This window comes from Pseudomonas sp. NPDC087626, from assembly GCF_044743405.1.
In the GTDB taxonomy this organism is placed as follows: Bacteria; Pseudomonadota; Gammaproteobacteria; order Pseudomonadales; family Pseudomonadaceae; genus Aquipseudomonas.
The window spans coordinates 237,172-255,067 of the sequence record NZ_JBIUWJ010000001.1 but is presented as its reverse complement, the minus strand read 5'-3'; the positions used below and the strand labels follow the sequence as shown (position 1 = coordinate 255,067).

General features: G+C 61.6%; 13 protein-coding genes and 1 pseudogene. 4 read left to right on the top strand and 10 right to left on the bottom strand.

Going from position 1 to position 17,896, the window contains the following annotated elements:
* Positions 1-48: 48 nt before the first annotated feature.
* From ACIOVD_RS01175 to ACIOVD_RS01155, 5 genes and pseudogenes are all read right to left on the bottom strand, one after another.
* Complete coding sequence (locus tag ACIOVD_RS01175; protein ID WP_095164338.1) at positions 49-3,066, bottom strand: sarcosine oxidase subunit alpha; 3,018 nt, start codon at positions 3,064-3,066, stop codon at positions 49-51.
* Entirely contained in the window at positions 3,063-3,392 is a 330-nt protein-coding gene (locus ACIOVD_RS01170; protein ID WP_095081389.1) for a sarcosine oxidase subunit delta, read from the bottom strand. Before ACIOVD_RS01170 ends, ACIOVD_RS01175 begins: the two co-directional genes overlap by 4 nt.
* Positions 3,393-3,407: 15 nt before the next feature.
* A pseudogene (locus tag ACIOVD_RS01165) lies at positions 3,408-4,658 on the bottom strand (sarcosine oxidase subunit beta family protein).
* A gap of 24 nt (positions 4,659-4,682) precedes the next feature.
* Positions 4,683-5,936, bottom strand: a complete 1,254-nt coding sequence (gene glyA / locus ACIOVD_RS01160) for a serine hydroxymethyltransferase (protein ID WP_095164340.1) — start codon at positions 5,934-5,936, stop codon at positions 4,683-4,685.
* A gap of 282 nt (positions 5,937-6,218) precedes the next feature.
* Entirely contained in the window at positions 6,219-6,935 is a 717-nt protein-coding gene (locus ACIOVD_RS01155) for a TraX family protein (RefSeq protein WP_401125607.1), read from the bottom strand.
* Positions 6,936-7,066: 131 nt separating this feature from the next.
* On the opposite strand from ACIOVD_RS01155, the gene ACIOVD_RS01150 reads away from it, so the two are divergent.
* The gene (locus tag ACIOVD_RS01150; RefSeq protein WP_401125605.1) at positions 7,067-8,107 is read left to right on the top strand and encodes a low specificity L-threonine aldolase; all 1,041 of its coding nucleotides are present in this window, start codon (positions 7,067-7,069) and stop codon (positions 8,105-8,107) included.
* Between the two features lie 218 nt (positions 8,108-8,325).
* A complete protein-coding gene (locus tag ACIOVD_RS01145) occupies positions 8,326-9,150 on the top strand; it encodes an SDR family oxidoreductase (protein ID WP_401125602.1) in 825 nt (274 codons plus the stop codon).
* 126 nt (positions 9,151-9,276) lie between these two features.
* Here ACIOVD_RS01145 and gbcB read toward each other — a convergent pair whose 3' ends face one another.
* Positions 9,277-10,377: a glycine-betaine demethylase subunit GbcB gene (gene gbcB, locus ACIOVD_RS01140; RefSeq protein WP_095164347.1), complete on the bottom strand. Its 1,101-nt coding sequence runs from the start codon at positions 10,375-10,377 to the stop codon at positions 9,277-9,279.
* A gap of 282 nt (positions 10,378-10,659) precedes the next feature.
* Here gbcB and gbcA point away from each other — a divergent pair, with 282 nt between their 5' ends.
* Both gbcA and ACIOVD_RS01130 read left to right on the top strand, forming a co-directional pair.
* A complete protein-coding gene (gene gbcA / locus ACIOVD_RS01135; protein ID WP_095165185.1) occupies positions 10,660-11,955 on the top strand; it encodes a glycine-betaine demethylase subunit GbcA in 1,296 nt (431 codons plus the stop codon).
* A 296-nt stretch (positions 11,956-12,251) separates the two neighbouring features.
* On the top strand, positions 12,252-12,587 hold the full coding sequence (locus tag ACIOVD_RS01130) for a hypothetical protein (protein ID WP_143501085.1): 336 nt from the start codon (positions 12,252-12,254) through the stop codon (positions 12,585-12,587).
* A 193-nt stretch (positions 12,588-12,780) separates the two neighbouring features.
* Here ACIOVD_RS01130 and ACIOVD_RS01125 read toward each other — a convergent pair whose 3' ends face one another.
* From ACIOVD_RS01125 to dgcB, 4 genes are all read right to left on the bottom strand, one after another.
* Positions 12,781-13,653 carry an RHS repeat-associated core domain-containing protein gene (locus ACIOVD_RS01125; protein WP_401125599.1) on the bottom strand — a complete coding sequence of 291 codons (873 nt, stop codon included), beginning with the start codon at positions 13,651-13,653 and terminating at the stop codon, positions 12,781-12,783.
* 126 nt (positions 13,654-13,779) lie between these two features.
* Entirely contained in the window at positions 13,780-14,550 is a 771-nt protein-coding gene (locus ACIOVD_RS01120) for an electron transfer flavoprotein subunit beta (RefSeq protein WP_401125597.1), read from the bottom strand.
* Positions 14,551-14,565: 15 nt separating this feature from the next.
* Entirely contained in the window at positions 14,566-15,786 is a 1,221-nt protein-coding gene (locus ACIOVD_RS01115) for an electron transfer flavoprotein subunit alpha/FixB family protein (protein ID WP_159998311.1), read from the bottom strand.
* Positions 15,786-17,735 carry a dimethylglycine demethylation protein DgcB gene (dgcB, locus tag ACIOVD_RS01110; protein WP_401125595.1) on the bottom strand — a complete coding sequence of 650 codons (1,950 nt, stop codon included), beginning with the start codon at positions 17,733-17,735 and terminating at the stop codon, positions 15,786-15,788. Before dgcB ends, ACIOVD_RS01115 begins: the two co-directional genes overlap by 1 nt.
* Positions 17,736-17,896 lie beyond the last annotated feature (161 nt).

The window sequence follows — 17,896 nt, the reverse complement described above, 5'->3', positions numbered from 1 at the left end:
CGTTATCGTTCATCGCGGGCAAGCCACGCTCCCACAGGTTCTGTGGTGTTAGATGTTCTGGCGATCACCCTTCGGATCGAAGAACACCGAAGAAACGATTTCCGCCTCGATCACACTGCCGTCGGCCAGCGGTGCGAACACCCGCTCACCGATGCGCTTCAGGCCGCCTTTGACCACGCCCATGGCAAACGAGTAGCCCAGGGAGTTGTGCAAGTAGCTGGAAGTCACGTGACCGACCATGCTCATCGGGATCGCCTGCTTGGTGTTGAACACCAACTGCGCGCCTTCCGGCAGCCACTTGGTCGGGTCGATCGGCTTGAGACCGACCAGTTGCTTGCGTTGCTCACGCACGCAGTCTTCGCGGTTCATGCCCCGCCAGCCGATCCACGAGAACGGTTTGGTGCGGCCCACACACCAGCCCATGTTCAGGTCGTCCGGGGTCATCGAGCTGTCGGTATCCTGGCCAACGATGATGAAACCCTTCTCGGCGCGCAGCACGTGCATGGTCTCGGTGCCATATGGCGTCAGGTTGTACTTCTTCCCCGCCTCAACAATCTTCTCCAAAACACCCATGGCGTAGTCGGCCTGCACGTTGACTTCGTACGACAGCTCACCGGTAAAGGAAATCCGGAACACCCGCGCCGGCACGCCGCCCACCAGGCCTTCTTTCCAGGTCATGAACGGGAAGCCGTCCTTGTCCAGGTCGATGTCGGTGACTTCGCTGAGCAGCTTGCGGCTGTTCGGCCCGGACAGGGTCATGGTGGCCCAGTGGTCCGTCACGGAAGTGAAGTACACCTTCAGGTCCGGCCATTCGGTCTGGTGGTAGATCTCCAGCCACTGCAGCACGCGGGCCGCGCCACCGGTGGTGGTGGTCATGACGAAATGGTTGTCGGCCAGGCACGCCGTCACACCATCGTCGAAGACCATCCCGTCTTCCTTGCACATCAGGCCGTAGCGCGCCTTGCCCACGTCCAGCTTGGTCCAGGCGTTGGTGTAGACCCGGTTGAGAAATTCGCGCGCATCCGGCCCTTGAATATCGATCTTGCCCAGGGTCGAGGCATCCAGCAGGCCGACGCTTTCGCGCACCGCCAGGCATTCACGCTTGACCGCGGCATGCAGGTCTTCAGCGTTTTTCGGGAAGTACCAGGGACGTTTCCACTGCCCGACGTCTTCGAACTCGGCGCCGTTTTTCAGGTGCCATTGATGCAGCGCGGTATACCGCACCGGCTCGAAGATGTGCCCACAGTGACGACCGGCTACTGCGCCGAATGTTACCGGCGTGTAGTTGGGGCGGAACATGGTGGTGCCCATCTGCGGGATCGTCACGTTCAGCGAACGGGCCGCGATGGCCAGGCCGTTGACGTTACCCAGCTTGCCCTGGTCGGTGCCGAAGCCCAGCGCGGTGTAGCGCTTGACGTGCTCGACCGACTCGAAGCCCTCGCGGGTGGCCAGTTCGATGGCGGCCGCGGTGACATCGTTCTGCAGGTCGACGAATTGCTTCGGCGCCCGTGCGGTGTTCTTTTCGTGCGGCACCTGGAACAGTGCCAGGGTCGCCTCTTCATGGCGGCTCAGGGCTTTGGGCAACACACCCTCGACCGTCTGGAAGCCGGCTTCGGCAGCGGCGCGGGCGCCCCCTTCAAAACCATCGGCCAGGGAATCGCCAAGGCCATAGACGCCGTTGATCCCACCCACGCACACGCGTTTCTGCGGCGCTTCACCCGGGACAAAACCGAGGATGTCTTCACGCCAGGTCGGCTTGCCGCCCAGGTGCGACGCCAGGTGAACCACCGGGCTGTAGCCGCCGGAGCTGGCCACCAGGTCGCACTCCAGCCATTCGCCAGGGCTGGTCACGGTGTGCGCCTTGACGTCGATCGCGGCCACACGGGCAGCGGTCACGTGCTTGCTGCCACGGGCTTCGATCACTGCGCTGCCGGTCAGGATGCGGATGCCCTTGGCCCGGGCTTCTTCCACCAGCGCACCGCGCGGGTTGCTGCGGGCGTCGGCGATGGCCACCACTTGCAGGCTGGCGTCGAGCCAGTCCAGGGCCACGCGGTAGGCGTGATCGTTGTTGGTGCTCAGGACCAGCTTCTTGCCCGGTGCGACACCGTAGCGACGCACGTAGGTGGAGACCGCGCCAGCCAGCATGTTGCCCGGCACGTCGTTGTTGCCGTAGACCAGCGGCCGCTCGCACGCGCCGGTCGCCAGCACCACACGCTTGGCGCGAACCCGGTGGATGCGCTGGCGCACCTGGCCGATCGGGGCGCGGTCGCCAAGGTGATCGGTAAGGCGCTCGTGAATGGTCAGGAAGTTATGGTCGTGGTAACCGTTGACCGTGGCGCGCGGCAACAGCAGTACATCCGGGGTGTCTTTCAGTTCAGCGATGACGCTGGCGACCCATTCGGCGGCCGGCTTGCCATCGAGGCTCTCACGGGAATCGAGCAGGCTGCCGCCGAACTCTTCCTGTTCATCGGCGAGGATCACCCGCGCTCCGCTGCGCGCAGCCGCCAGTGCCGCAGCCAGGCCTGCGGGGCCGGCGCCGACGATCAGCACGTCGCAGTGCTGGTTCATGTAGTCGTAGGTGTCCGGATCGTTTTCGGTCGGCGAGCGACCCAGGCCAGCGGCCTTGCGGATGTACTTCTCGTACGTCATCCAGAACGATTGCGGGTACATGAAGGTTTTGTAGTAGAAACCTGGCGGCATCAGCTTGCCGCCGACCTTGCCGAGAATCCCCATCATGTCGTTGTTGACGCTGGGCCAGCCGTTGGTGCTGGTGGCAACCAAACCTTGATACAGCGCTTGTTGCGTGGCACGCACGTTGGGGATCTGGGTGGCTTCGGTGGCGCCGATCTGCAGCACCGCGTTCGGTTCTTCGGCACCGGCGGCAAAGATCCCGCGCGGCCGCGAATACTTGAAGCTGCGACCGATGATGTCGACGCCGTTGGCCAGCAGGGCCGCCGCCAGGGAGTCACCTTCAAAGCCCTTGTACACCTGGCCGTTGAACGTGAAGCTCAAGACTTTGTTGCGGTCGATCCGTCCACCGTTGGACAGGCGATTGATCTGGCTCATACCTTCGCTCCCAGAGCCTGCGCGGCCGCTTTCGGACTTTCAGTCTTGTCGGTGAACTGCGGCTTGCTGCCGATCTTGTAGGTTTCGAGAATCTCGTAGGTCACGGTGTCGCGGGTGACGTTGAAATACTGACGGCAACCGGCGACGTGGTCCCACAGTTCGTGGTGCAGGCCACGGGGGTTGTCACGGAAGAACAGGTAGTCGCCCCACTCCTCGTCGGTGCAGGTGTTCGGATCCAGCGGACGTGGGATGTGCGCCTGGCCGGATGCGTGGAATTCCTCTTCGGAGCGCAGTTCGCCACAGTGAGGACAGAAGATATGCAACATAGGAAATTTCTCCTGTTAGTGGGCGACGGCAGCAGCGCCGTGTTCGTCGATCAGCGCGCCGTTATGGAACCGGTCGATGGAGAAAGGCGCCGCCAGCGGATGCATTTCACCCTTGGCCAGGCTCGCCGCAAATACGTTGCCCGAACCCGGCGTGGCCTTGAAGCCACCGGTGCCCCAACCGCAGTTGAAGAACATGTTCGGCACCGGGGTCTTGGAAATGATCGGGCAGGCATCCGGCGTGGTGTCGACGATGCCGCCCCACTGGCGGTTCATGCGCACCCGCGACAGCACCGGGAACATCTCGACGATGGCCTGGATGGTGTGCTCGATCACCGGGTACGAACCGCGCTGGCCGTAGCCGTTGTAGCCGTCGATACCGGCACCGAACACCAGGTCGCCCTAGACGCACTCGCTGATGTAGCCGTGCACCCCGTAGCACAAGATCACGCTGTCGATAATCGGCTTGATCGGCTCGGACACCAGCGCTTGCAGCGGGTGAGATTCGATCGGCAGGCGGAAGCCGGCGAGCTTGGCCATGTGCCCGGAGTTACCGGCGGTCACCACACCGACGCGCTTGGCACCGATGAAACCCTTGTTGGTCTCGACGCCGATGCACACGCCGTTTTCCTTGCGAAAGCCGATCACTTCGGTCTGCTGGATCAGGTCCACGCCGAGGGCGTCGGCGGCCCGGGCAAAACCCCAGGCCACGGCATCGTGACGGGCTACGCCGCCGCGACGCTGGACGGTAGCGCCCATCACCGGGTAGCGGGTGTTCTTCGAGCAGTCCAGGTACGGAATCTCGTCGGCGACCTGCTGGGCGTTGAGCAGCTCGCCGTCGACGCCGTTGAGGCGGTTGGCGCTGACCCGACGCTCGGAGTCACGAATGTCCTGCAGGGTGTGGCACAGGTTGTAGACGCCACGCTGGGAGAACATCACGTTGTAGTTGAGGTCCTGGGACAGGCCTTCCCAGAGTTTCATCGCGTGCTCGTAGAGGTGCGCCGACTCGTCCCACAGATAGTTGGAACGCACGATGGTGGTGTTGCGCGCGGTGTTACCACCGCCCAGCCAGCCCTTCTCGACTACGGCCACGTTGGTGATGCCGTGCTCCTTTGCCAGGTAGTAGGCGGTCGCCAGACCATGCCCGCCGCCGCCGACGATGACCACGTCGTAGACTTTTTTCGGGGTTGGCGTGCGCCACATGCGCTGCCAGTTTTCGTGGTGGCTGAGGGAGTGCTTGAAGAGGCCGAAGCCTGAGTAGCGTTGCATAGTCATTTACTCCAAAAACCGCGCTCAGCGATAAACCGGGAAGTCAGCGCACAGGGCCGAAACCTGCTGGGCGACATTGGCCTCGACATCGGCATCGCCGAGGTTGTCGAGGATGTCGCAGATCCAGCCGGCCAGCGTCACGCACTGGCTCACTTTGAAGCCGCGAGTGGTGACTGCCGGGGTGCCGATGCGCAGGCCGGAAGTGACGAACGGCGACTGTGGGTCATTCGGCACGGCGTTCTTGTTCACGGTGATGTGCGCACGACCAAGGGCGGCATCGGCGTCTTTGCCGGTCAGGCCCTGGCGGATCAGGCTGACCAGGAACAGGTGATTGTCGGTGCCGCCGGACACTACATCGTAGCCACGTTTGATAAACACGCTGGCCATGGCCTGGGCGTTGTCGATCACTTGTTGCTGATAAACCTTGAAGCCTGGCTCCAGCGCTTCCTTGAAACACACTGCCTTGCCGGCAATCACATGCATCAGCGGGCCGCCCTGGGCACCGGGGAACACCGCGGAGTTGAGCTTCTTCTCGATTTCTTCGTTGGCCTTGGCCAGGATCAGGCCGCCACGCGGACCGCGCAGGGTCTTGTGGGTGGTGGTGGTGACCACGTCGGCGTACGGCAGCGGGTTGGGATACAGACCGGCAGCGACCAGGCCGGCAACGTGGGCCATGTCGACGAACAGCAGTGCACCGACCTTGTCGGCGATCTGCCGAAAGCGTGGGAAGTCGAGGGTCTTGGAGTAGGCCGAGAAGCCGGCGACGATCATCTTCGGCTGGCACTCGACGGCCAGGCGCTCGACTTCGTCGTAGTCGATCAGTCCGGTCTTGGTGTCGATGCCGTACTGCACCGCGTTGTACAGCTTGCCCGAGGACGACACCTTGGCGCCGTGGGTCAGGTGACCGCCGTGGGCCAGGCTCATGCCCAGGATGGTGTCGCCCGCCTGGATCAGGGCCAGGTACACCGCGCTGTTGGCCGAGGAGCCGGAGTGCGGCTGGACGTTGGCGTAGTCGGCACCGAACAGTTGCTTGGCGCGTTCGATGGCCAGCGCCTCGACTTTATCCACATGCTCGCAGCCACCGTAGTAACGCTTGCCCGGATAACCCTCGGCATATTTGTTGGTCAGGCCACTGCCTTGTGCTTGCATGACACGCTTGCTGGTGTAGTTCTCTGACGCGATCAGCTCGATGTGATCTTCCTGGCGTTGCTCCTCGGCATTCATCGCCGCCAGCAGTGCATCGTCATAACCCTGGATCTGGTCTTGCTTGCTGAACATCGCGTCTCTCCCAGCGGCGGTGGTGCGCCATTTTGTCTTGGTGAGGCACCGGCCTGGCGGCAGTGCCCTTTGATGCGATGGTATGACCGGCGCAGACAGGTCAAATGCCTACGGACGCCACGCAAAGGTGCGTTTACGACATGGGCTGAAATGGACGCGTCGTACTCGCTCACAAGATCAACACACTCCTGTGGGAGCGGGCTTGCCCGTGATGGCGGAGGGTCAGCCGACTCTTATGCCGGATGTGACGCCGTCATCGCGGGCAAGCCCGCTCCCACACAGTTATGCGGCGATATTGCGGACGAGTAACAGAAGCAGAAAATGTAGCGGATACAAGGCATACGCCCAACGGCGCATCGGCGGTGGCTTGAGATGTTTGGTATGTCGCAACAAGACCAGACCCAGCAATGGCGCAATCAGGCAGACACCAAGAGCGACCACCGCCACCGGGTTACCCAGACGGATGGCGGCAATCAACACCTGCCACTGATTCGCCGCCAGGCAGACCAGCCCCGGCAACACCGCCCAGTACCAGGGCCGACGAATCACCAGCAATGTCGCCAATGGCAGCAGCACCCCAAAAACGCCAAACATCAGTCGCTCACTGAACAGCGTCGCCAGCAGCAGCGCGACCAGCCCCAAGCCACGCGCCTGCAGGTCCTGGTACAGCCAACCACGGGCCACCAGCAGTCCCAGCGCCAGCGTAGGCAATACGTTGAGGACATCAGGCTCGGGGATGAACAGGCGGTAGGGAATTTCACTGACCAGGCTAAACAGCAGCAACCAGCCCAGGTAACGCCACTGACCGCCGGTCGGCGCTGTCGGTGTACGTGCCAGGTTGACCGCCATCGCCAGGCAGAACCAGGGAAACGCCAGGCGCCCCGGCACATAGAGCACATCGAGCGGCCAGCCGACATAGCGCAGGTGATCGAGGACCATGCTCAACAGTGCCAACCATTTGAGCAGATCGAGTGCACCGTCACGTTGCGTCACGTGCATAATTGCCCCTCGACTGTGTAGTTTTCTGACAGACACATCGCGTGTGCTCTCCGGACGATCTTCGGTAAAGTGCGCACCATCATTGACCACGAGCCGCTTCACCATAAGCGCCTCGACCACGGAAGCCGGCCATGACCGATAAGAGCCAACAATTCGCCAGCGACAACTATTCCGGCATCTGCCCTGAAGCCTGGGCGGCCATGGAACAGGCCAATCAGGGCCACCAGCGCGCCTATGGCGACGATGAGTGGACCGCCCGCGCCTCGGACTATTTCCGCAAACTGTTCGAAACCGACTGCGAAGTGTTCTTCGCCTTCAATGGCACCGCCGCCAACTCCCTGGCCTTGTCGTCGTTGTGCCAGAGTTACCATAGCGTGATCTGCTCGGAAACCGCACACGTCGAAACCGACGAATGTGGCGCCCCGGAGTTCTTCTCCAATGGCTCCAAGTTGCTCACGGCGCGCACCGAAAACGGCAAGCTGACGCCGGAGTCAATCCGCGAGATCGCCCTCAAGCGCCAGGACATTCACTACCCCAAGCCACGGGTGGTGACCCTGACCCAGGCCACTGAAGTCGGCAGCGTCTACACCCCGCAAGAAATCCGCGCCATCAGTGCCACCTGCAAAGAGCTGGGCCTGAACCTGCACATGGACGGCGCGCGCTTCTCCAACGCCTGCGCGTTCCTCGATTGCTCGCCGGCCGACCTGACCTGGAAAGCCGGGGTCGACGTGTTGTGTTTTGGCGGCACCAAAAACGGCATGGCGGTGGGCGAGGCGATTCTGTTCTTCAACCAGAAACTGGCCGAAGACTTCGACTACCGCTGCAAACAGGCAGGGCAACTGGCATCGAAAATGCGCTTCCTCTCAGCGCCCTGGGTCGGCCTGCTGGAACACGACGCCTGGCTCAAGCACGCCCGCCACGCCAACTACTGCGCACAGCTGCTGGCAGAATTGGTCAGCGACATTCCCGGCGTCGAACTGATGTTCCCGGTACAGGCCAACGGCGTGTTCCTGCAACTCTCGGAACCGGCCATCGCTGCACTGACTGCCAAGGGCTGGCGCTTCTACACCTTCATCGGTAAAGGCGGCGCACGCTTCATGTGCTCCTGGGACACCGAGGAAGAGCGGGTGCGGGAATTGGCTGCGGACATTCGCGAAGTGATGTCCCGCTAAAGCGTTGGTTTACACCGCTCCCCCGTGGGAGCGGGCTTGCTCCGGGCGACGTTCCGACGATCAGGCCAGCACATTCAACGTTGATGTCACTGACAGTCCGCTATCGCGAGCAAGCTCGCTCCCACAAAAGCCAACATCATCCCCTCCTATTGCTTGCTCCTCGTCTACATTGTCTGTCGAGCCCTTACGCTCACATAACAATAAGCAGGAGCACGCGCATGTCACTTCAAGGCAAAACCCTCTTCATCACCGGCGCCAGCCGTGGCATCGGCCGTGAAATTGCGCTGCGTGCCGCCAGGGATGGGGCCAATATCGTCATTGCCGCGAAAAGCGCGGAACCCCACGCCAAGCTGCCCGGGACCATTTTCAGCGTGGCTGAGGAAGTCGAGGCCGCCGGCGGCAAGGCACTGGCGCTGCAGGTGGATGTGCGCGATGAAGTGGCGGTGCATGCGGCACTGGCCCAGGCCAACGAGCATTTCGGTGCCATCGACGCGCTGGTCAACAATGCCGGGGCGATTAAGCTGACAGGCGTGCAGCACCTCGAACTCAAGCGTTTCGACTTGATGCACCAGATCAACACCCGCGCCGTGCTGCTATGCAGCCAGGCCGCCCTGCCCTATCTGAAAAAGTCCAGCGGGCACATCCTCAACCTCTCACCGCCGCTGAACCTCGCCAGCAAATGGTTCGCCCAGTACAGCCCCTACACCGTGACCAAGTACGGCATGAGCATGCTGACGTTGGGCATGAGTGAGGAATTCAGGAATTACGGGATCAGCGTCAACTCGCTATGGCCACAGACGATGATTGCCACCGCCGCGATCGAGTTTCAGTTGGGGTCGAGGGAGTCGTTCAAACATGCACGCACGCCTGCGATCATGGCGGATGCGGCGCATGTGATTCTGAGCAGCGCAAACCGCAGTTTGACCGCGCGCTTGCTGATTGATGAGGAAATACTGCGGGAAAGCGGTGTGACGGAGTTCGAGCACTACCGCTTCGCGCCTGACAGCAGCGACAAGCTGATGACGGACCTGTTTGTCGACTAAACACCCTCCCCTGTAGGAGCGAGCCGGCTCGCGATGGACGTCAACGATAATGTTGGCAGCCTGACACGCCGCGGTGTTCTCAGGTTCATCGCGAGCAGGCTCGCTCCTACAGGGGATCGGTGTTGATCAGAACTCGATGCGCACGTCCCCTTTCGGCACGCTGCAGCACGACAGGATGAACCCTTCGGCTTCGTCTTCCTCGGTGATCCCGCCGTTGTGATCCATCTCCACCTCGCCCCCCAGCTTCATCACCTTGCAGGTCCCGCAGATGCCCATGCCGCAAGCCTTGGGAATCAGCAGGCCAAGCTTGGCCGCCGCCGCGTGCACGGTTTCTCCCGGGGCCACGCGGATGCTTTTGCCGGACGCGGTGAACTCCACCTGATGCAGGTCGGCGATGTCGATTTCCGGAGCGTCGGCCGCTTGTTCGGCTTGCTCCACGGCATCGGCACGAGCTTCCGGCGGCGTGGCGCCGAAGGATTCCTCGTGATAGCGCGTCATGTCGAAGCCGGCAGCCTCCAGCAGGCGCTTGACCGCATTCATGTACGGCGTCGGACCGCAGCAGAATACTTCACGCTCGAGGAAGTCCGGCGCCATCAATTCGAGCATTTTATGGTTCAGGTAACCGCGATAGCCGGCCCAGGGCTCACCCAGGCCGTGTTTTTCGCAAATCAGGTGCAGGCTGAAGTTATCGATCCGCGACGCCATGTGCTCCAGCTCGCGGTGATAAATGATGTCCTTGGGCGAACGGGCGCTATGGATAAACACCATGTCGACATTGCCATTGGTGTCGTAGAACCAGCGCGCCATCGACATCACAGGGGTAATGCCGACACCACCGCTGAGGTAGAGCACCTTCGGCGCGGTGAAGTCCATGGCGTTGAACAACCCGACCGGCCCGTGCACCGCCAGTTCCTGACCTTCGTGCAGGGTGTCGTGCAGCCAGTTGGAGACCTTGCCGCCCGGCACCCGCTTGATGGTCACCGAGAAGCTGTAGGGCACCGACGGCGAGCTGGAGATGGTGTACGAACGCATGATCGGCTGGCCGTCGATTTCCAGCTCCAGGGTGACAAATTGCCCCGGTTTGAAGAAGAACATGATCGGCTGGTCGGCCATGAAGCAAAAGGTGCGCACGTCCCAGGTTTCCTGGATGACTTTGACGCAACGGACAATGTGTCGACCATTGGCCCAGGTCTGGGTGGTTACCGGGTTCAGGAAGCTGTTGGACATGCTGATCTCCACGGCCGACTGTCGGCCTCATGTTGGCGATTCTGCGTATAGCGCCGACCGGCCATTTACCTATCTGCGACATTCACATGCTTATCGCGACCAGCCCCTTGCTACCGGGGGTTGAGCGTCGGGAACAGAGTGGGCCATGTCGCTCGTGGATAAGGTTCTGGGCGGCGGCAGCCCCACACTCGCCTCAACAGATAAACACTGTTTGTGTCTTGCGTAGCAACCGTATCAGCCACTATTCGCCGGCCACACAGAATGGCCATGAGGACTCAATCGATGGACGTCACCGCAAAAATCAGCCTGGGCGATCCTCTGGAACCCGCACGCAAGGCCACCGCCCAGATGCTGCAGGAACGTGAGCGCACGTTCTCGCTGCCGCAGCCGTTCTACTCCGATGAGCGGCTGTTCGATATCGACATGCAGGAAATCTTTCAGAAAGAATGGTTGATCGCTGGCATGACCTGCGAAATCCCGACCAAGGGCAACTACCTGACCCTGCAGATCGGCAAGAACCCGATCATCGTGATTCGCGGTGCCGAGGGGGTGGTGCATGCCTTCCACAACGTCTGCCGCCACCGTGGCTCGCGCTTGTGCACCAGCGATAAAGGCAAGGTCGCCAAGCTGGTCTGCCACTACCACCAGTGGACCTACGAGCTCGACGGGCGCCTGCTGTTTGCCGGCACCGAGATGGGTGACGACTTCGACATGAAGCAGTACGGCCTCAAGCCGGTGAACGTGAAGACAGCAGGCGGCTACATCTTCATCAGCCTGGCGGAAAATCCGCCAGCCATCGATGACTTCCTGTCGACGCTGAATCACTACATGGAACCGTACGACATGGAAAACACCAAGGTGGCGATCCAGACCACCTTGTTCGAAAAAGCCAACTGGAAGCTGGTGCTGGAGAACAACCGCGAGTGTTACCACTGCAACGCCTCGCACCCTGAATTGCTGAAAACCCTGCTCGAATGGGACGACGTCACCGACCCCCGTGCCGACCAGGCGTTCAAGGACCACGTGGCCGCTTCTGCCGCCGCCTGGGACGCCGAGAAGATTCCGTATGCCCACGCCAGCTTCGGCCTGCGTAACCGCATCGTGCGCATGCCGCTGCTCAAGGGCACCGTGTCGATGACCCTGGACGGCAAGCAAGGCTGCAAAAAACTCATGGGCCGCATCCAGAACCCGGACCTGGGCTCGATGCGCATCCTGCACTTGCCGCACTCCTGGAACCACTGCATGGGCGACCACATCATCGTGTTCACCGTGTGGCCGATCAGCGCCCAGGAAACCATGGTCACCACCAAGTGGCTGGTGCACAAGGACGCCGTCGAAGGCGTCGACTACGACGTCGACCGCATGCGCCAGGTGTGGGACGCCACCAACGACCAGGACCGGCGCCTGGCCGAAGAGAACCAGCGCGGCATCAACTCCACCGCGTACCAGCCTGGGCCGTACTCCAAGACCTATGAGTTTGGTGTGGTGAATTTTGTGGATTGGTACAGCGAGCGGTTGCTGAGCAACCTGGGGGCCGAGCCTGCGCCGTACCTCAAAGGGGTTCCAGTTCAAGGCTAAAAGCATCGCGGGCAAGCCCGCTCCCACAGGATTTGCGTTTGAACACATTATTTGTGAACAACAGAGATCACTGTGGGAGCGGGCTTGCCCGCGATGAGGCCCTCCCTTTCACTAGTTTCTTCCGCTACGCCACCCTCATCCTTAGAACTGTACGAAATATGATCTATTGCGTTCAGAGCTATGCTGCGCGCGCCTCCCAGCCTTCAGTGAACAAGTTACCCACAGCTCCACCCACAGCAAATGGGGACAACTGTGGAAATGCTGAGGGACTTCTCCACAGAAACTGAAGAAAATCCGTGACTTATCCAAATGAGTGGTTTTCGTCGGTGATTGGTTGTTTTTTGATCGAAAGCCTAAAAGCCACGGCCTGCATGGCTCTTAGCGGACCGCAAACACCTTATCCACAGAAGCGCCAACAGAGTTTGGGGGCAACTTGTGCGTCGTCTTCATTCCTTGTGGAAAACCCCGCCCAAGCTGCATATTTCGCGGGTTTGAGTAGCTTTCGAAGGGTAAAGAACGGCATTTGGCTATTTATTGATCAAATCCTTGAAAGCATTGATCTGTATGGCTTACAGCCGACAGCAAACATCTTATCCACAGAAACGCCAACAGAGATTGGGGGCAAGTCTTGAACAAGGGATCGCCTCGCCCAATGAAAAAAGCTCGAAAAAACAACCACTAGCACTGGTTGTTTTTCGTACAAAGGCTTGCAGGGCTTGCTGTGCAGGGGGTGTAGCGATGGGTAAACATGTTATCCACAGAAGCGCTAACAGGGATTGTGGGTAATTACTTAGCAGACTCTGATCAGATGGAATTAGTGGTCATCTATGTGGGATTTTGCCCTTGAGTTCTTACGGCACTAGCGATCACCGTAACGCTCTCCAAAGGAACGTCTGCGGCCCTATGGGAAACCTGACCTAAGGGTTGCCCACGAATCAAGTTGTACCCAGTGACCTCCTTAGCTGTTTCTATCGCTATACGCGAAAGGGGTTGACCCGTTTGGCGGGCAGTATTCAGGGTTTTTTGAAGCATATCGCGGTTCAGGGCGAGCGCACCGCCACCCGTCAGAGTCTGGCTGACACCATTGCCCACAACTGAAACGCCTTGCATTAACCTGGGTACCGCTTGGGTTATCGCAGCAGGAACTCCCAACGGGCGGACTACAACAGCTGAAACTCCGCCGTAAAAGCCCGCGACGTTACCCAGTCGTGCCCCCAAAGATTGTGGTAACCGGTGTACAACTGCATGTGCCACCCGATTAACCGCTGCTCCTGCAAAAATCCCACCTAACAAAGTCCCTATACCTTGTACCAAAGTAGACACCCACCACGCTCCAGAGGGGTCGACCCGAGTCACGGGTGAGCCACCGCAGTACGCATAGGCATTGACGCCCCCCGCACCAAACGGACTCAACCGATCCGGGCTATGAAAGCGCATCAACACCGGGTTATAGACCCGATGACCATTGCCCAGGTGATGCCAACCAGTGGGATGTTCACCAAGTTGCCCATTGAAACCCAGGCCCGTGCTCGTCGGGCGCAGGCTACTGGGCGAGCCATAGGCGGTGTAAGCGCGAAGGTTCGGACCGCTGCGGTCCAGTTCGGCGAGGATCGATTGTTGCAGATCGGTCGCCAGCAACAGGGTGCGCGTGGTTGCTGGCGGATGGGCAGGACAGGGGGCGTTTCCGGCGGTGGGCATCAGGTGGCCTCGCATCGATCCAGACGCCCCACAGTGCTGCTGCGGGGGGGGCTTACTCCATGCTCATCAACCTAACAAAAGCGCGTGCAATGCAACACTAGCAGTTCTGCTAGGGCGCCCTCAGGACTAGCGAACAACGCCCTCTTCAATCAGCAGCTTGAGGATCGCCTCGGCGCCTTCCTGGGCAGACACGCCCTTGAGCACCTGGCCACCGCCGCCACTGGCCTTGGCCGTGGCCGCCTTCATCCGGTCGGCACCGCTTTTGGCCTTGATCACTTTCAGGCGTTTAGGCCGTGACTTGGCCGCTTGCAGCGTGGCGACGGCGAGCAGTTCGTCGTCGAGCACTTCAACGTCTTCAGGCTGCAATACTCCACGTCGAGCCGGGCCGAACGCACTTTGCCGAGGCTTGGGCGCGGCGTTATCCACCGTTGCCAGAAACGGCAAGCGGACTTTCAAGCGCCGCCGCTGACCGCGGGGCAACGCTTGCAGCACCAGGGCTGAACCACCGTCGATGGACTCGACCTGCGCCAGCCCCACCACCAGCGGCCAGCCGAGGCTTTCGGCCAGCAGGAACGGCAACATGCCCGAGCCTTCACCGGTTTCCGCCTGGCTGCCGGTCAGCACCACCTGGGCACCTGCGCCGCGCAAATAGTCGGTCAAGGCCGGTAACGCATCGGCGCCCGCCGGGTGTTCCAGCACATGCAACTGTTCCAGGCCCATGCCCAGATAGGCGCGCAACGCAGGCTCGGCGACGTCGCCGGCATGTAGCACTTGCAGGCCGTCCCCCGCCAGTTGCAGACCGAGTTCGACCGCCCGCGCATCCTGCTCCGCGCGACGTGGCCGACCGGAAGTCGGGTGGGCGCCAATCGACACCAGGCTGATGATTTTCGTGCTCATGACCCTTTCCTTCCCTTAAGCCGCATCGCGCTTGGCACCGTTGCGGTAAGCCTCTACCGCCGCGATCAAGGCGTGAAGAATCTCGGCGCTCTCACCGATCACCGACAGGTCGGCCCGCTTGATCATGTCGCATCCGGGGTCCAGGTTGATCGCCACCACCTTGTCGCAGGCACCGATGCCTTGCAGGTGCTGGATCGCCCCGGAAATCCCCACCGCCACGTAGACCCGCGCGGTGACCCAGGTGCCGGACGCCCCGACTTGACGGTCGCGGGCCATGAAGCCGTCGTCCACCGCCACCCGCGAGGCGCCTTCGGTGGCACCCAGCGCAGCGGCGGTCTGGTGGAACAACGGCCAATCCTTGACCCCGTTGCCGCCCGAGAAAATGAACTCGGCTTCGGCCATTGGAATCGCTGCCGGGTCCACTGCCACCGCCCCCAGATCTTCAATACGCGAAAGACTGCGAGCCACGGTTGTGGATAACTCCACCGGCAAGGCTTCGTGGCGGGTTTCGCTGACCGGTTCTGCACATTCGACGGCGCCCAGAATCAAGCGTGCGAGCGGTCGTGCCAGGTCTTGCAACCCGGCACCGGCGCGGCCGATGCATTGCTGATCCTTGACCTGCCAGACCCGTGTGGCCGGGCGTTCGCCCAGGGCGGCGGCAAAGCGTCGACCCAGTTCACCGCCACCGGTACGACTGTCCGGCAGCAACCAGTGACGTGGGCTGAATTGGTTATCCACAGCCCGCAGGCCCTGGACCCGTTGTTCCGGTGCATAACCGTTGAACTCGTCCCCCTCGAGTACCAGCAGGCGATCGACGCCAGCCGTAGCGAAGGCGCTCTCTTTGTGTTCGCCGAAGACCACGGCCAGGACGGCACCGTCGTTGCCGGCCAATTGATGAGCCAGGCCCAGCAAGTCGCGGTCATGGCTGCTCAAGCGGCCGCCGACCATGTCGGGCACCACGCTGATGTAGAACGCAGGGACCACTACCTGATGCAGCGGCAATTGCACTTCCACGGCGGCAGTACGCTTGGTCGCGCCGCCCTGCTGGGCGCCGCTACGGTCAATGCGCTTGATCCCGTTGGGGCCGATGAAGCCGATGCCATGGGGGTTCTTGCGGATGACGCCGTTAGGCCCCATCCAGCTGTGTTGCGCCGGCTGCATGGCCGCGTGCAGCGGGTGCAGGCGGTTGCGGGCGATCCATTCGGCACGGGGGTCGCGGCGGATTATGTCGCTCATCAGTGCACCTGCGCAGGTTTACGTTGAGCCGGCGTGATCGGCTTGCTCGGCGCTTGGTCTTCAAGCAACGCATCGGCCACCAGTTCGGCAATATCCTTGATCAAAGGTCGCGGCTCGACCACCCCTTCCAGCATCGCCGTGCACTGCGGGCAGCCCACGGCCACCAGTTCGGCGCCTGTTTCGCGGATGTCTTCCATGCGCATGTCGGGAATCCGCTGCTTGCCCGGAATGTCAGTGATCGGCGCGCCGCCGCCGCCGCCACAGCAGCGCGAGCGGAAGCCGGAGCGTTGCATCTCTTTGACTTCGATACCGAGGGCGCGCAGCACTTCACGCGGCGCCTCGTATTCGCCGTTGTAGCGACCGAGGTAGCACGGGTCGTGATAGGTCACGCTGTCGCCCTTGTGCTGGCCGAGATTCAGCGCGCCGGCGCCGATGATTTGCGCCATGTAGGTACTGTGGTGCTGCACCAGGTAGTTGCCATCGAACGCGCCGTATTCGTTTTTCAGCACGTGGAAGCTGTGCGGATCGCAAGTGACGATGCGGTTGAAGCTGTACTTGGCCAGGGTCTGGATGTTGCGTTTGGCCAACAACTGGAAGGTCGCTTCATCGCCCAGGCGTCGAGCCACGTCACCACTGTCGCGCTCTTCAAGGCCGAGCACGGCAAAGTCGATTTTCGCCGCTTTCAGCACTTTGACGAACGCGCGCAGGGTGCGTTGGTTGCGCATGTCAAACGCCCCGTCGCCGACCCAGAACAGCACGTCAGTGGATTTCTTTTCGCTGAGCAGATTGAGGTTCAAGTCCGCCGCCCAGTTCATCCGCCCACCCGGGGCGAAGCCGCCCGGGTTGTCGGTGGCGATCAAGTTCTCCAGGACCTCGGCGCCCTTGTTCGGGGTCGCACCTTTTTCCAGGGTCAGATGGCGGCGCATGTCGACGATCGCATCGACGTGCTCGATCATCATCGGGCACTCCTCGACACAGGCGCGACAGGTGGTGCACGACCATAGGGTTTCGGCGTCAACCAGGCCGTTGACGATCGGCTGATGCGGATTACCCGCGTGTTGGCCAATCGGTTTGCCTGGATACGGGCTACCGGCGAACTTGGCATCGGTGCCTCCGGCCAGGCCGACCACCATGTCCTGAATCAGCTTTTTCGGATTCAACGGCTGGCCGGCGGCGAAGGCCGGGCACGCGGCTTCGCACTTGCCGCACTGCACACAGGCGTCGAAGCCGAGCAATTGATTCCAGGTGAAATCCTTGGGTTTTTCCACGCCCAGCGGCGCCGACAGATCGTTCAAATCCAGCGGTTTCAAACCGGTGGAACGGCCGCCACCAAAGCGTTCGGCGCGGCGGTGCCAGGCCAGGTGCAAAGCACCGGCGAAGGCGTGTTTCATCGGCCCGCCCCAGGTCATGCCGAAGAACAGCTCAGACACGCCCCACAGCACGCCGATACCGAGGATGACCGCCAACAGCCAGCCACCGAAGTGTTCCGGCAGGATACCGGCCACCGGCAGGGTCACCAGGAAGAACGACGCCGAGAACGCCAGCAGGCTTTTCGGCAAACGCATCCACGGGCCTTTGGACAGCCGGGCCGGCGGGTTGCGCCGACGTAGATAAACGAAGATCGCACCGACGAACATCACTGCCGTCATCAACAGCAGCGCGTACCCCAGGAAGCGGTTATGCAGGCCAAATCCGTGGACCAGGATCGCCAGCACCGCGGACGCCACTGCGCCGCCGGCCGTGGCGACGTGGGTGTTGGCGATGTATTTGTCACGCGCCACCACGTGGTGCAGGTCGACCATGTAGCGCTTGGGCATGGCCAGCAGGCCGCCGATCAGGTCGACTTTCGAAGCTCGGCCGCGACGCCACATAGCCACCCGCCGCAACGCGCCCAGAACCGCCAGGCCCAGGGCAGCGAACAGCAGGATGGGAAGAATTGTGTTCAACATGGGTGTTGCTCCCAAAGACCTCAGGGTCTTAACGATCTGGATACCTGACCCGACTCCTGTGGGAGCGGGCTTGCCCGCGATAGCGATAGGTCAGTCAACATTGGTGTTGAATGTGCTGCCGTCATCGCGGGCAAGCCCGCTCCCACATTGGTTTGGTGTCG